This window comes from Fodinibius salicampi (genome assembly GCF_039545095.1).
GTDB classification, from domain to species: Bacteria; Bacteroidota; Rhodothermia; order Balneolales; family Balneolaceae; genus Fodinibius; species Fodinibius salicampi.
Genome location: NZ_BAABRS010000001.1, coordinates 1,674,767 through 1,689,233, shown reverse-complemented (window position 1 = coordinate 1,689,233; position 14,467 = coordinate 1,674,767). Strand labels below are relative to the sequence as shown.

Below are 14,467 nucleotides of genomic sequence, written 5' to 3'. Positions count from 1 at the left end.
CAGCTGCTAAAGGTAACGTATTTAAAACGGGCTGCAAAGCCTGAATATTTTTAAGCATCTCCAAATGCTTTATCAAGTTCTTTCTTTCGTTTGCGAACTGCAATTTTACTCATCCATACGGCAAGTTGGAAGAGCAGTATAAGAGGAATCGCAATTAGTATTTGGGAAACCGGATCCGGTGGCGTGAGAAAAGCCGACAATATAAAACAGAAGATGATGGCATGGCGGCGATATTTACGCAAGAATTCGGGGGTAAGAAGACCAAATTTTGAAAGAAAATAACTGAGTACCGGCAGCTGGAAAATAATACCGCAGGAAAGCACCCACATGGTGACCGAACTAAAATATTCGTTTATGTCAAAGTCATTGTGAATGGCCGTTGAAATTTGGAACTGAGAGAAAAACTGTAGGGCAAATGGCACCAGTACAAAATAGCCAAATGCTACGCCCAGCAGAAAGAAAAACGTGATAAAAGCAGTATTACCACGGGTTTTCCATTTTTCTGTGCGTTCCAGTGCAGGTTCGATAAAAGCCCAAAGCTGATAGAAGAAAATTGGGGATCCTATAATACCTCCAACAACAATAAGTGATCCCCAATAGGTAAAAAACTGTCCGGGTAGTTTACGACTTTGGAGGGTCAGATCGATTGCTTCTATACCTAAAAGTCTATAGACGAGGAAGTCTGCGTTGGTAGGACCCAGTATGACCGTATCAATAAAGAAATCACCGAAAATAAAGGCAATTACTATTCCTATTCCAATGCCGCCCAATCCTTTGATGATTCGCCACCTAAGCTCCTCGAGATGATCTAAAAAAGCCATATCGGCTGTTCTGTCTTTGGGAGCCTTTGCTTCAGGCAGGTTTTTAGTCATTGTTTCTCTTTTTTCCACTAAAGTACAATATTAATGCTCGGATTTAATGTTTTAAAAGTAGGTTGCCCGGGGACAAACTAAGCGTTAAAACTTTCATTGACTAAAATTATTTAAAGTGCTTTTGTTTTCTTATCCTGAAGGTAGAACAAAAAGCCATTCATAAATAGTTGAAATTGAATTGTTATGACATTTGGAGCAACTGAAATAATACTGATTGTTGCGGTTATTATCTTATTCTTTGGCGCAAAAAAGATACCTGAACTGGCCCGCGGTATTGGTCAGGGTATTACTGAGTTCAAAAAGGTTTCCAAGAAAGATGTGGAAACGAATGAAGAGCAGGATACCAATGAAACGTCCCAAAAATAGCTATTAATATGGTTAAGCTGTAACGAAATCATAAAGTGGGTACTGTTCACAGAGTTCGGCAACTTCATTACGCGTTTGATTAATGATTTTTCCATCATCAGGGCTTTGCAGTACCTGATCAATAAGCTGGGCTACCTTTTTGAACTCCTCTTCTCCAAAACCCCGGCTGGTCATGGCTGGAGAGCCAATCCGTATTCCGGAGGTAACAAACGGACTTTCAGTATCAAAGGGCACCATATTTTTGTTAAGGGTAATATTTGCCTTTTCAAGCGCCTGCTCTGCAATTTTCCCTGTTAATCCTTTATTACGCAGGTCTATGAGAATCAGGTGATTATCGGTTCCGTTGCTAACAAGGTTATAATCCATTTTTTTGAAGGTTTCCCCAAGTGTATGGGCATTTGCCTTCACTTGTTTCTGATAGTCAACGAAGTCATCTTGTAATGCCTCTTTAAAGGAAACGGCCTTGGAGGCAATAACGTGCATCAGCGGTCCACCCTGCGTTCCCGGGAATACACTGGAATCAAGAACTTCGCTCCAGTTTTTGGTCCGCCCGGATTTGCGGGCGGTAACCCCGAGTGTATTTTCACCGTCTTCACCAATTAATATCATGCCACCCCGCGGCCCCCGCAGTGTTTTATGCGTAGTAGTTGTCACTACGTGGCAGTGTGGCAGGGGATTATTTAAAAGTCCTGCTGCTATGAGGCCGGCAGTGTGTGCCATATCCATCCATAGATATGCCCCTACTTCATCTGCAATTTCACGAAAGGCCTTATAGTCAAGGTCCCGGGGATAGGCAGAAGCACCGATAGAAATAAGCTTGGGCTGGATTTCTTTCGCTTTTTTTCGAACTTCATCCAGATCAATACGCCCGGACTCCTTATCCACACCATAGAATTCTGAGTTATAAATAAGGCCAGAAAAGTTGACCGGGGATCCGTGGGTCAGGTGTCCGCCGTGAGAAAGATCCAGCCCCAGCAGGGTATCTCCGGGCTCCATAAATGCGAGATATACGGCTGCATTGGCTTGTGCCCCTGAATGCGGCTGAACATTAACCCATTCCGCATCGAACAATTTCTTCGCTCTTTCTCTCGCTTTCTCTTCCACCTTGTCAACCACTTCGCAACCCCCGTAATAGCGCTTGCCGGGTAACCCTTCAGCATATTTATTTGTAAGGGTAGAACCCATTGCTTCAATAACAGCACGAGAGGCAAAATTTTCAGAAGCAATTAGTTCCAAATTATTATTTTGCCGCTCTTTTTCCTCATTCAGGAGGTTATAAATAGTTGGATCTTCTTGAGCGAGAGGTTTCATGAATATTAATTGTTCTTGGTTAGATCTTTAATTTTGTTGACCCGCCGTTCGTGCCGGCCTCCATCGAATTCAGTTTCCAGCCATGTTGCCACAATTTGTTGAAGCTGGTCGTCCGTTAATTGCCGGCCGGGCAAGCAGAGGATATTGGAATTGTTGTGCTGTCGGGTCAGGCGGGCAGAATCCTGGTCGTAGGCAAGAGCGGCGCGAACATTGCCATATTTATTGGCCGTCATACACATACCCTGACCGCTGCCACAAACGAGAATACCTTTTTCATGCTCTCCTTTATCTACTTTTTCGGTAACCTGTATGGCATAATCAGGATAATCTACCGATTCTTCGGAATGAGTGCCAAAGTCAACCGGCATATGCCCGAGTTCTTCCAGCATTTTTTTTACTTTTTCTTTGGCCTTATAACCGGCATGGTCGCTTGCAATAGGAATAATCATGATAATGGGTTGATTCTGTTTTGCAGCATAAATATCTCGAAAAAAAAGCTAAGACCAAAGGATGGTGTCATTAAATTAGAAAGAAAAATTTTGGTCTGAAAAGATAACGCGGATTTTTATTGTTGAGGCTCAAGGATGTTTACCAAAACGGTATCGCTTGCCATACTTCCGAAAATACCTATTCCACCTTCAACATTATAATCTATATTTTGTATCTCTCCGGGAGAGAGTGTAGACCCACCAGTTTGAACGCTCTGGGAACGCAAGAAATCGTACATATTATCGTCAATGGCATTGGCGATAATAGTATTTCTACCATAAAAAGCGATGGAAATCCAGGGCAGGTTCAGGCTAATGGTGCCATCTTGATTTTGATTGTAGTTTCCTTCGTTAACAATATTCGAGGAGTTTATGTAAAAGTTAGCCGTATCAGCATCCTGGTTTTCCACCAAGTCTGCATAAAAAGGAGTTAATCTCAGATCGGCATCGGCAGAAACATTAACGGTGAAGAAGTAAAATGTTTGCCTGCCGGGATATTCACTGGGAGTTACCTTTAACTGAACCTGCTCCTCGGACTGATACACATAACCATCTTTAATTTGATCTCTGTTAACGGTTTCAAAGTTGCCGGGTACATAGGTCTGCGCTTTTACAGTTTCTCCACTATTTGTTTGGATGTATAGCTCATAGAGCTGTTGGTCCAGTACGGTATGGCTGAGAACCGGTTCATAAATTCCCGGATTGACTTGTTTATATTCAAAGGTCTCTATAATACTGCTGTCGGCATTCAGGCGCCTCACCTGTACTTCAGCTCCTTCAATGGCGGTATCCTGAAAGCTATATTCTTCTTCTATGGGAGTAGTATGCGACAGTAAAACATTGGGAAGAGTTCCATTGGCAACAAGATACGATTCAACAACAATATATTCTTCATACTCATCCTGGGTATACAGTTCGCATCCGCTGCAGAATAGTAGAAGTACAAATAGAAGATTAATGTAACGTTTCATATCAGAAATTTAAGGTATAAGATATCGTCGGTAGAATTGGAAGTAATTGTACGGCTTCCCGCTCGGCGGGATTTTCATCGAGATCGTAATTATAAAACCAAACATTACGCCGCGAATACAGATTAATAAGCTGGAATTGCCACTGTGCTTCTCCCAGTCCAAAAAAAGTTCCCTGCCGGCTAAAGCTAATATCAAACCGGTGGTAGGCGGGCAAGCGAGAAGCATTAACCCGCCCTACAACCAACTGATCCAGAGCAATATTTGATGTAGGATAGTTGAAAGCGGCAGTACGTCCGAGGGGCTTGGTATAGGCCTGACCGGTAGCATAATTAAAGACCGCATTAGTCGACCATCGGTTGTTGATTCGATATTCCAACACCAGATTAAGGTCGTGCGTACGGTCATATTTCGGAGGATAGAAACGGGCTTCCGAATCGCCGGTTGGCGGTTCATTAAAACCCGGAAACTTGCGCCTGCTTACGCCAAAAGTATAACCCAGGAAACCGGTTAACCGACCTGATTTACGTTCAAAAAACAGTTCAGCTCCGTATGCATACCCTTCACCAAAACGAAAAGTTTCTTCATAGGGAAGCCCGGCCCGGTCGGGCAAAAAGGGATCAGGTTCGAAGAGATCCCTCATCGTGCGATAGTAAAGCTCCAGGTCAAGTCCATAATTTTCAAATGGCAGGGTTTTGGCCCCGACCACATATTGATCTCCATAGGCCGGGGGGACTCCTTCATCTGCAGTCAGCCATACATCGAATCCGCTAAAAGCTTCATTCGAAATAAGCGTTAAATATTGATTGTATCGTCCATAGGCTGCTTGCAGCCGGAGACGATCAGACGGACTATATTCGATGGATACACGCGGTTCCAACCGCAAGTAATCGCCCTCGCTGAAGCCATTGAGGCGTATGCCCGGGGTCGCTTCCCAATGGTCGGAAATAGTCCAGTTGTCCTGTATATACAGTGAGCCATATTGCGATTGAGTCCGGGAATTAAAGGTAGGTTCATTGTCAAAAACATCCCGAAGCTTAAGGGTCATATTACCGGTCCAAAAGCCTGCGGATATATGATGATTTCGGCTGGGATAATAGTCAAAATCACCTTTGACAGAAAAATCATAGATGTTGTTTGACTGCTCAAAAGGAGTGGAGGCGATATTAAAAGAGGGATAGTTAAAATACCGGGATCCGGTCAGGGTAAAATGACCAAACAGATCGTCAGAAAAGATATGTGTCCAGGTAGAGCTCAGCGTTTGATTGCCGTAGTTAAGGTTGATAACGGCATCCTCGGCAAAAGAAAATTTCAGATCGTCTAAGCCGGAATAGAAAGCAAGGGAAAATTTATTATCGGGATTTAAGTCGTAGTTGAGTTTTCCGTTAATATCAAAAAAATAGAAGCTGTCGGGTATGTTATCCGTCGATTGGCGCAGGATACCTAGCAGGGGTTCGAGCGTTGATCGGCGCACAGCCAGCATCCAGGAGCCTTTTTCCAGGGGACCCTCTAAAGCAAGCCGCGAAGAGAGAAGTCCGATAGTAGCAGCCCCCTCAAATTCATTGCGATTTCCGTCTTTATTGTAAATAGTAAGTACCGATCCGAGCCGTCCCCCGTACTTGGCCGGGTAGGCGCCCTTATAGAGGCGAACATCTTTGACGGCATCGGGATTAAAAGTGGAGAAAAAACCGAAAAAATGGGAGGGATTGTATACGGTGGTTTCATCCAGGAGAATGAGTGTTTGATCGGGACTGCCCCCGCGAATATAAAGTCCGCTTGAAAAATCAGATGCGGCTTTGATCCCGGGCAAAAGCTGAAGCGAACGAAAGACATCCGCCTGGAAAACAGAGGGGAGATCCTTTATGAGTTCCGTCTCTATTTGTGCCGCTCCGATATTGCGTTGCTCTTCCTCTTCACGCTCAGACTCCACAACTACCTCTTCCAGCTGATACCCCTCCGGATTGAGCTCCACATCAAGCCGCAGGCTTTCGCCTTCTTCAAGGGTAATGGTCCGTTCGTATCGCTGATAACCAATATAAGTAACAATAACGGTATATTCGCCCGGCTCTATATCGGTTAGATTGTAATAGCCCGAAGTATTAGAAGAGGTACCCCGCGCTCCATTATCCAGTGCAATATTGGCTGAAATAAGCGTTTCGCCTGTTTGGGCATCGCTAATATATCCATTGAGCGATGCCGTTTGCTGAGCGAAACAAAGGGTCGGAATGGCAATCGTAAAGAATAGTATCAGGGAAAATCTCATGCTCTCTGTCGCAGTACGTTTTGATATTTATAACGGCCTTAAAACTAATGGATTTTTTTAAAAAAACGAATGAATAGATTGTTATCTTTGGCGTTCAATAATTAGTAATGAGAATGCGTTTGAATTAATTAGATTTCTTATGGGTAGCGGAGATTCTAAGTGGATTGTGTTAAAATTTGGCGGAACCAGTGTTGCGTCCGCTGAAAACTGGAAAAATATTGCACGGGTAGTGGAACAGCGGAAATCCGAGGGATTTTCTGTCTGTCTCGTTCATTCGGCACTAAGTGGCATTTCTGATTGCCTGGAAGAAATTATTGCTCATGCACCGAAGAATAACACCGGTGATCTGGTTCAAAGAGTTAAAGAACGCCATCTTGAACTGGGTGAGGCACTGGATGTACCAACAGAGGAACTTCTGGCTGATGACTTTAGTGAGCTTGAGCATATTGTTAAGGGGATGGAACTTATAGGAGAAGCCAGCTACAGGGTACAGGCCCGCCTGTTGGCCATGGGTGAGCTGATGGCAACGAAGCTGGGTGCCGCTTACCTGAATCGTGAGCTTGGCGGTGCAGAGTGGATTGACGCACGAAGCTGTATTAAAACAATCGCTCCCAAAGATGCGAATGAACGCTCGCTGATACTCTCAGCTATCAGTAACACCGATTTTGATGAGCCGTTGGAACAAAAGCTTCACAAAGCAGGAGATTTGGTTGTTACGCAGGGATTCATCGGAAGTGATGCAGAAGATAAGACCGTAGTACTGGGACGGGGTGGATCAGATGTATCAGCAGCTTATTTTGCGGCGAAGATAGGTGCAGAGCGGTTGGAGATATGGACCGATGTGCCGGGACTTTTTTCGGCGAATCCCCAGAATGTGCCCTCGGCCCGGTTATTGAATCATCTGAGTTACGAAGAAGCGCAGGAAATTGCGACCAACGGGGCTGAGGTATTGCATCCGCGCAGCATTATGCCGGCCCGCAAGCATAAAATTCCCATCCATGTACGCTGTACGCAACGCCCGGAATTGTCTGGTACGGTTATCTCTGAAGAGGGCGCAGATGATGAAGCCCTGGTAAAAACCATTGCGGTCCGGAATAACGTCATCCTGATCAGTATGGATTCACTGGGCATGTGGCAGCAGGTTGGTTTTTTAGCCGAGGCTTTTGAGGTGTTCAGGCAGTACGGGCTTTCAATTGACTTGGTTTCTACCTCGGAGTCGAATGTGACCGTTTCCCTGGATCCGGGACTTAATACGCACTTTCACGATATCCGCTCTTCTTTTGTAGAAGACCTTGGCGCGTATTGCAGGGTTAAGGTTATAGAATCCGTTTCTGCGGTGAGCCTGTTAGGACGCCGGATACGAACGATTTTGCATCAGCTGGGTGGAGCTTTTGAAGTATTTGAAGAACACAAAGTCTACCTGGTAAGTCAGGCTGCCAACGATTTGAACTTTACTTTTGTGGTTGAGAGTGAACAGGCTGATCGGCTGGTCCGCCAGCTACACGACCATGTGATTACACAATCGGGAAACCAGGCCTCCTTCGGACTCACATGGCCGGAATTGATGGAGGATAAGAAAAAAGAAGGCCGTGACGTATCTCTCTGGTGGAGAGAAAAACAGCAGCAGCTAATTGATATCGTGGAAGAGTCGGGTCCCTGCTACGTCTATGATACCGATACGTTGCGCACATACGGAAATCTTGTTAAAGGTATTGAGCCGGTGGACCGATCCCTTTATGCGATTAAGGCCAATGCAAATCCTGATGTTCTGAAAACTTTTCGGGAGTTGGGATTCGGTTTTGAATGCGTTTCCATTGGAGAAGTAAACCACGTAATTGAACTGTTTCCTGATATTGATCGCAAAGATATTTTATTCACGCCAAACTTTGCACCCCGAACGGAATACGCCGAGGCGCTGGAGCTGGATGTGAACCTCACGCTGGATAATATTTATCCCCTGCAGCAGTGGCCTGAATTATTTAAAGGACAGGAATTGTTTCTGCGCATTGATCCGGGCCATGGCCATGGTCATCATAAGCATGTAAAAACAGGAGGAAAGCACTCCAAGTTTGGCATTCCCCGCTTCGAAATTAAAGAGGTAGCCGAACTGGTGGACGAGCTGGATCTGTCAATCAAGGGACTACACGCCCATATAGGCAGCGGAATAAAAGATCCCTTTTCCTGGAAGCGAACGGCCGTGATACTGCATGAAGTAGCCAAAGAGCTGGGCGGCGTTGAAATCCTGGATCTGGGCGGTGGATTTGGTATCCGTGAAAACGAAACGCAAGCCCATCTGGATATTCAGGAAGTAAGCAACTCTCTGCAAAAGTTTAAAGAAGCCCATCCGGAGTACGAGTTGTGGGTGGAACCGGGACGTTTCCTGGTAGCGGTAGCCGGCGTACTGCTTGCCAGCGTGACCCAGTTAAAAGGGAAAGGGAAGGTAAAGTATGTGGGCGTAGATACCGGCATGAACTCCTTTATTCGTCCGGCGCTGTATGGAGCCCGCCATACCATCGTGAACCTGACCAGGCTGAATGAGCCGAACAGCCAGTCCGTAAATATAGTGGGACCTATTTGTGAGTCGGGGGATAAGCTGGGGATTGACCGCTTATTCCCGCATTCCGAGGAGGGGGATGTGGTGCTGGTAGCCAATACCGGCGCTTATGGACAGGTAATGAGCTCGAACTACAATCTTCGTGCCCCGGCCAAGGATATCGTGATTTAGGGGTCAGATTTCGGGTAGCAGAGGGCGGAAGGCAGATTTCGGTTAGCGGATACTGGATGGCGGATAGCAGTGGCCGTTATTTTTTGCTAAGATGTCCTGATTGTACCGATTGTAGAAAATTATTAATCATCTTAGCGAGACTGATAAGTTTTGAATGAAGTTCCTCGTACAGTTTTTCATCTTTGAGTGAACCGGTCTCATACAGTGTTTCCAGATGATCAATAGTCTCATCTGTAGATGCCAGAGCATAAATTATAAACCGGATAAAATCGTTTTTATAGCGACGTCGTCCGTATCCTTCTACTATGTTAGCTTTTACTGCTTTCATAGATCTCCGAATTTGTGATCCCGTTTCATACAGCTCAAATTTTGGCAGGGTCAAACTCATTTTGTGAATATCAATAACTAATGCCCTCGATCGCTGCCAAATATCCAGATTCTTATAACTCATTATTTACGAATTAAATTAATCTTGTCCTTAGTAAGACCCTTTAATTCGTAATTCCTTACAAAAAAATTAAATTCTCCTTATCCGATATCTGGAATCTGCCTTCCGCCATCTGATATCCGCACACTGCCCTCTGCTATCCGAAAAAACAAAATAAAGTGGAATGATAAGCCGTTAATAATTTGTTATATTAGAGCGCATTAAAGAAGAGAAGAAACAGGAGCAGGAACGTTCTTTGACATTTTGGGGGTGTAGTGGATTCGACGGGATGAGTAGCATCGCAGGCTGCATGCCGAGTTCGAGCGATGAATCTCGTAAAAAATCATCATGCATTAAATGTAGTTGACAACAACTATTCTTATAGCTTGGCTGCGTAACGCAGCTTAGCCGTTCTCACGGTTTCTTGCCTGTCAGTGCCGCTGAGAGCGCCGATTATGACAGGATAGCATAGCACCCTGTCTTCCGTCAGGTGCTGTGTAAACTTCCTGCGGAATAGTCTGTGGTTGTGTGTTACCGAGCGTTGCCACAGGCGAAACTAAATTCGGTAACTAAGCATGTAGATGCTTGAACGATATACCATCTCGGACCGGGGTTCGATTCCCCGCACCTCCACTTTTATTATTTCGTATTTATTCAAATCCCTTCATACTAGCTGTATGGAGGGATTTTTTATTTTTCCCCCTTCATATGTGTTCACCTTTCTTCACATAACTGGTGACCATTTAGGTTACCAATTTCGATTTCGAAATTTGGTATCAAATAAAAACACAAAACCTAAATGGTGAATATTATGTACAAACTGAAAACCTATATTTATATCAGAAAAGATAAAATCGATAAGAATAATAAAGTCCCAGTGTATCTTAGGCTCACGCATGATGGCAATAGAGTTGAGATCTCTCTTAAGGTAAAGGTAGAGGTCGATAACTGGGATAGAGATTCGCAGAGAGCCACTGGGAGAAATAATTCTGTAAATAACCGCATAGAAGATGCCCTAAGTAAGGTTAATAGATTAGAACGTAAATATATAGATGAAGAACGCCCTCCTTTAGAAAAGATAAAACGTGAATTTCAGGGTAAAGTTCAAAAGAGACATTTCTATCTTCAAGAATGGGACAAATTACTTGATGAAATACAAAAGGATAAAAATAGAAGCGAAGGAACCTATAAAAAATATCGTACTACTCGAAATCACTTCCAAAATTTTCTTAAAAGATACACAGGAAGTAAGGATATTAAATTTGATAACCTAACCATTGATTTAATTAATGATTACTTCAAATATCTTAGAAATGAGCTGGGATTTAAACATAATACAGTAGTGCGATATGTTAAGAATACTAAGGTTGTATTAAATAAAGCTCTTAAACGAGGGTGGATAAATAAAGATCCCTTTATAGAGCTTGATTTAACATATAAGGAAACAGATAGAACCTGCTTATCTCTGGAAGAAGTGAATAAATTAAAAGAGAAAGAGATTACAATAGATAGATTAGATAGAATCCGTGATTACTTTTTATTTAGCTGTTATACTGGGCTTAGTTTTTCTGATATCTCAAAAACTAAGAAAAGAGATATTTATGATACAGAAGGAAATAAGCTGCTTATAATTAAAAGACAAAAAACAGGTAACAAGTCCTATATTCCCTTGTTACCTACCCCACTTGATATACTTAAAAAACATAACTACGAGGAAAAAACTGCTAAAGAATTATTATTCGAAGTTCCTTCAAATCAAAACTATAATGCATATTTGAAGGAATTAGCGGATATTTGTGGTATAGAAAAGCATCTAACTACTCATGTAGCCAGACATACATTTGCTACTACTATAACCCTGGAGCAAGGTGTTTCCTTAGAAACAGTTGGAAATATGCTGGGACATTCTCAGTTAAGAACAACTCAAATTTATTCTAAGGTTACCCAACAGAAAGCTTTATCAGAAATGGAAAAAGTAGAAATATAAAGTGCATATAAAAAAAGGACGAGTGCTATAAAACACTCGTCCTTTTTATTTCTATATTTAGTTTTATCTATCAAATAGAATCATCTAACACAGCTTTTCTCAATTCATCTTTACGGTATAAAACGGTGCCTGTGATACGATATTTTTTTATTATCCCTTCGGTTACGAGGTTATATAACTTTGTCTTTCCAATTTTTAAATATTCACAAGCTCCTTCTGTGGTCAAGAACTCATCTTCATCATTATCAATTTTATCTGCTATATCATCTATCTTTTGTAGTATTTCACGCTTAAAGTGTTCAAATTGGTCAGGTGTCATTATACCATCAATAGTAACCCGACCAGAATGTGAGTTTGCCATTATTAAAAATGTAACTTTGCTTCTTAAACTTAAATAAATAGCTGTCTGTTTGCCTTAGTTGGAATGGAGATTTGAAGCAGAATGCAACCATCCCATTATATCACATTTGTTTAAATCTATATTTTCAAGCGGTATATATAGCTTGTTTACCTTTTAAAATTTCTATCCAGGGTTATTCTATCTTGTCTTAGACTGTTAAATTCTACTAATAAAGGTAGTCCTCTTCAATTTATAACTAACTTTATAGGTTGGTTTTAACAGCGATTTTATATCATTGTAAAGTTATCAAATCCTCCCAACTGGTCCTCAACATCATCTCCAGTTATTTTATATCTAGTCAAAACATCCTTTTTTATATTTTGAGCTTTTTCTAATTCGAATCGATTTTTCTCGTATTGGAAAAGAATTTCATAGAGATCTTTTAAATTATCAAGTTGACCAGCGACATCCATTTGTTCTAGATCATAAATTTCATAAAGATCATCTATAATTTCGTCAAAATTTATATGGTAGTAATTCTTAAAATTATATTCGTCACCTCTTCTATTTACTGTGATATATCCTGCTTCCTTTAGTTGTTGAGTATATTTATCAACTGTATGTCTTTTTAGCTTCGTAAGCTTATAAAGTCTGGATTTTTGATAATAGAAGTCATTTCCCAAATTTCTATAGAGATGGAGATAGGCTTCAAAAAGGATAATCTTTTCTAAACACCAATCTCGATAGGCTTCTAATCGGTAAAAATTTACAGCAAAAGGACTTCTGTACTTGATGAAATCACCATCAGTATCCTGTTGTAAGTAATAATCATAATTCATAGTGATATTAATTGTATGAATATGAAAAAAAGAAAGGCAAAAAATATTGCCCCCGTGCAATTTTTGCACTTTAGTTGTTTATATATCTGGTGAGCTCAACTAAAGTATATCTGACCCTCTATATCTATGCGTGGGTGGCTATTTTATATCGATTAAAAATTACATAGTAATTTTTAAAATTGCAAAAAAACTACCCGTGAATATATGGACATGCCTGTAAGCCCCCTTATTTACCCCTCAAAATTAAAATGAGTGTTTACCTACATTACTATTATATAACACAATTGAGTATAATTAGATGCTACGATAGATGGAGATTAAAACTGTTGGTTTATAATAAAAGGATCTTAATCAGAATCAGATTCGTAAAAAAGGAGAGGCTATGGGTAATTCAAACTATTGGTGCTATAGAATAGATACTAATGAACGAGAGTTTTTTAAAAATGAGTTGGTAAATCATAATCGTCTGAGACAAGGATGGGGATGGGATGAGAAACAGGATTTAAGAAACCTGAAGATGGATGAGGGAGCCAAAAGAAATATGTCCATGCTTAAAGTGAAAAAGGGAGACATTTTATTAGTTCCACGGTTACCAGAATGGAATCAGGTAGCTATTGTAAAAGCTACTGAGGATTGGGATGAAGGATATCGATTTGAAAGAACTGAAGAGTTTGGAGGATATGGGCATATATTTCCAGCAAAATTTATTAAGGGTTTTGTCAGAAAAAATGAGAATGTAGATGCTAATATCCGATCAACACTAAAGAATCCATCTAGGTTTTGGAACATTAACCATTATCAGCAAGAGGTTGAAAAAATCCTTAAGTCTAAGGAGGAGGAGTTAAATAAAAGTATTGGATATGATGAAAGATTATCCAATTCAATTAATGACATTATTAATAATCATTTTGATAAAAATGAATTTGAGAATGACATCTATGACAAATTAAATCAGCAATTTGCAAGGGAAGAGTGGGAATATGCACTTGTTGAGGGACTTCAGGAATTATTTCCATTTTATGAGATTACAAGAGAGGGTGGAAAAAAAGAAAAAGAACATGGAACTGATATTTTAATAAAATTGCCAAGCCTAACAAAGGAAGTCCAATTGGGAATTGCCATTCAGGTAAAGGACTACAAGGGAAAAGTGAAAAGCAATGTGATCCAACAAATTAATAAGTCAGAAAAATATTGGTCAAATGAAAACATACGAATTATTCAAAAGATAGTTTTATTTACCGAATCAAATATAAAAGAAAATGATAGTTTAAATAACGATGATGCTGATATAGATTTTATTTTTGCGGAGGATTTAAAGGAGCTTTTATATAAAATTTCTATCAATTTTATCCATGATGAACTTTCGCTGAATGATTAAAATATTTTGCCTGCTTTAAAATATATATTGAAGTAGCTTATCCCTGTATTAGGCTGTTTTATTATATAACACTTTGCCATTTTGGGCTGAGGGCTTTATAGCAGAAGAAAGAAGGGGAGGGATATTGGGATTTTTAGAAAAAAGAAATAGCAGATCTTGAATTATTTATATCTACCCTTTCTGTTAGTACTGAGAATATTACCTATCCACCTTATTCAACAGTCTTGGAGTTGCATATCTCTACTCAGGTCTTATTTATAGTCCTACTAATTTTGAACTTATGAGACTGTAAAATATACTTCTATAGGCATCTTTTTTACCCTTCTCATCAGTAGGAGTATATAGGTTGGAAGAGCTTTTACAATTCTATAAAGAAAATCTGTATAACTCCGTCAAAAAAAATTTATCTGATCTGTAAGAGGAAGCATCTTCTCTATAAACACACCCCCTCTGTCTCAGGGATCAAAGGTATCCCCCCAACTTAAATGCTAAATAAAATATAT

Annotated in this window: 12 protein-coding genes and 1 other RNA gene; 5 read left to right on the top strand and 8 right to left on the bottom strand. The window is 40.9% G+C overall.

Features of this window, described 5'->3' with window-relative positions:
- Positions 1 to 50: 50 nt before the first annotated feature.
- Entirely contained in the window at positions 51 to 872 is an 822-nt protein-coding gene (tatC, locus tag ABEB05_RS07280; protein WP_265788840.1) for a twin-arginine translocase subunit TatC, read from the bottom strand.
- A gap of 183 nt (positions 873 to 1,055) precedes the next feature.
- Between tatC and tatA the strand changes: the two genes are divergently transcribed.
- Positions 1,056 to 1,238 carry a twin-arginine translocase TatA/TatE family subunit gene (gene tatA, locus ABEB05_RS07275; protein WP_265788838.1) on the top strand — a complete coding sequence of 61 codons (183 nt, stop codon included), beginning with the start codon at positions 1,056 to 1,058 and terminating at the stop codon, positions 1,236 to 1,238.
- 12 nt (positions 1,239 to 1,250) lie between these two features.
- Here the strand turns inward: tatA and ABEB05_RS07270 are convergent, their stop codons facing one another.
- The 4 genes from ABEB05_RS07270 to ABEB05_RS07255 form a co-directional block, all read right to left on the bottom strand.
- Positions 1,251 to 2,549: a serine hydroxymethyltransferase gene (locus ABEB05_RS07270; protein ID WP_265788836.1), complete on the bottom strand. Its 1,299-nt coding sequence runs from the start codon at positions 2,547 to 2,549 to the stop codon at positions 1,251 to 1,253.
- Between the two features lie 5 nt (positions 2,550 to 2,554).
- Positions 2,555 to 2,998, bottom strand: coding sequence for a ribose 5-phosphate isomerase B (gene rpiB, locus ABEB05_RS07265; protein ID WP_265788834.1), 444 nt, complete (start codon positions 2,996 to 2,998; stop codon positions 2,555 to 2,557).
- 116 nt (positions 2,999 to 3,114) lie between these two features.
- The gene (locus ABEB05_RS07260; RefSeq protein WP_265788832.1) at positions 3,115 to 4,008 is read right to left on the bottom strand and encodes a DUF4249 family protein; all 894 of its coding nucleotides are present in this window, start codon (positions 4,006 to 4,008) and stop codon (positions 3,115 to 3,117) included.
- Between the two features lies 1 nt (position 4,009).
- Complete coding sequence (locus tag ABEB05_RS07255) at positions 4,010 to 6,268, bottom strand: TonB-dependent receptor (RefSeq protein WP_265788830.1); 2,259 nt, start codon at positions 6,266 to 6,268, stop codon at positions 4,010 to 4,012.
- Positions 6,269 to 6,407: 139 nt separating this feature from the next.
- Between ABEB05_RS07255 and ABEB05_RS07250 the strand changes: the two genes are divergently transcribed.
- Complete coding sequence (locus ABEB05_RS07250) at positions 6,408 to 8,993, top strand: bifunctional aspartate kinase/diaminopimelate decarboxylase (RefSeq protein WP_265788828.1); 2,586 nt, start codon at positions 6,408 to 6,410, stop codon at positions 8,991 to 8,993.
- Positions 8,994 to 9,069: 76 nt separating this feature from the next.
- Here the strand turns inward: ABEB05_RS07250 and ABEB05_RS07245 are convergent, their stop codons facing one another.
- On the bottom strand, positions 9,070 to 9,444 hold the full coding sequence (locus tag ABEB05_RS07245; protein WP_265788826.1) for a four helix bundle protein: 375 nt from the start codon (positions 9,442 to 9,444) through the stop codon (positions 9,070 to 9,072).
- Positions 9,445 to 9,686: 242 nt separating this feature from the next.
- Between ABEB05_RS07245 and ssrA the strand changes: the two genes are divergently transcribed.
- Positions 9,687 to 10,056, top strand: a transfer-messenger RNA (tmRNA) gene (ssrA, locus tag ABEB05_RS07240).
- A gap of 175 nt (positions 10,057 to 10,231) precedes the next feature.
- Positions 10,232 to 11,407: a site-specific integrase gene (locus ABEB05_RS07235; protein WP_265788824.1), complete on the top strand. Its 1,176-nt coding sequence runs from the start codon at positions 10,232 to 10,234 to the stop codon at positions 11,405 to 11,407.
- A gap of 70 nt (positions 11,408 to 11,477) precedes the next feature.
- Here ABEB05_RS07235 and ABEB05_RS07230 read toward each other — a convergent pair whose 3' ends face one another.
- Both ABEB05_RS07230 and ABEB05_RS07225 read right to left on the bottom strand, forming a co-directional pair.
- Entirely contained in the window at positions 11,478 to 11,768 is a 291-nt protein-coding gene (locus ABEB05_RS07230; protein ID WP_265788822.1) for a helix-turn-helix domain-containing protein, read from the bottom strand.
- Between the two features lie 266 nt (positions 11,769 to 12,034).
- Complete coding sequence (locus ABEB05_RS07225) at positions 12,035 to 12,586, bottom strand: hypothetical protein (protein WP_265788820.1); 552 nt, start codon at positions 12,584 to 12,586, stop codon at positions 12,035 to 12,037.
- 382 nt (positions 12,587 to 12,968) lie between these two features.
- Here ABEB05_RS07225 and ABEB05_RS07220 point away from each other — a divergent pair, with 382 nt between their 5' ends.
- Positions 12,969 to 13,964: a PDDEXK family nuclease gene (locus ABEB05_RS07220; protein WP_265788818.1), complete on the top strand. Its 996-nt coding sequence runs from the start codon at positions 12,969 to 12,971 to the stop codon at positions 13,962 to 13,964.
- Positions 13,965 to 14,467: the final 503 nt, after the last annotated feature.

What these genes read in the sequence shown, in the direction of transcription:
- ABEB05_RS07235 (WP_265788824.1), top strand. Translation starts at nt 10,232, where the DNA reads ATGTACAAACTGAAAACCTATATTTATATCAGAAAAGATAAAATCGAT.
- ABEB05_RS07260 (WP_265788832.1), bottom strand. Translation starts at nt 4,008, where the DNA reads ATGAAACGTTACATTAATCTTCTATTTGTACTTCTACTATTCTGCAGC.
- tatA (WP_265788838.1), top strand. Translation starts at nt 1,056, where the DNA reads ATGACATTTGGAGCAACTGAAATAATACTGATTGTTGCGGTTATTATC.
- tatC (WP_265788840.1), bottom strand. Translation starts at nt 872, where the DNA reads ATGACTAAAAACCTGCCTGAAGCAAAGGCTCCCAAAGACAGAACAGCC.
- ABEB05_RS07220 (WP_265788818.1), top strand. Translation starts at nt 12,969, where the DNA reads ATGGGTAATTCAAACTATTGGTGCTATAGAATAGATACTAATGAACGA.
- ABEB05_RS07225 (WP_265788820.1), bottom strand. Translation starts at nt 12,586, where the DNA reads ATGAATTATGATTATTACTTACAACAGGATACTGATGGTGATTTCATC.
- ABEB05_RS07270 (WP_265788836.1), bottom strand. Translation starts at nt 2,549, where the DNA reads ATGAAACCTCTCGCTCAAGAAGATCCAACTATTTATAACCTCCTGAAT.
- ABEB05_RS07255 (WP_265788830.1), bottom strand. Translation starts at nt 6,268, where the DNA reads ATGAGATTTTCCCTGATACTATTCTTTACGATTGCCATTCCGACCCTT.
- ABEB05_RS07245 (WP_265788826.1), bottom strand. Translation starts at nt 9,444, where the DNA reads ATGAGTTATAAGAATCTGGATATTTGGCAGCGATCGAGGGCATTAGTT.
- rpiB (WP_265788834.1), bottom strand. Translation starts at nt 2,998, where the DNA reads ATGATTATTCCTATTGCAAGCGACCATGCCGGTTATAAGGCCAAAGAA.
- ABEB05_RS07250 (WP_265788828.1), top strand. Translation starts at nt 6,408, where the DNA reads ATGGGTAGCGGAGATTCTAAGTGGATTGTGTTAAAATTTGGCGGAACC.
- ABEB05_RS07230 (WP_265788822.1), bottom strand. Translation starts at nt 11,768, where the DNA reads ATGGCAAACTCACATTCTGGTCGGGTTACTATTGATGGTATAATGACA.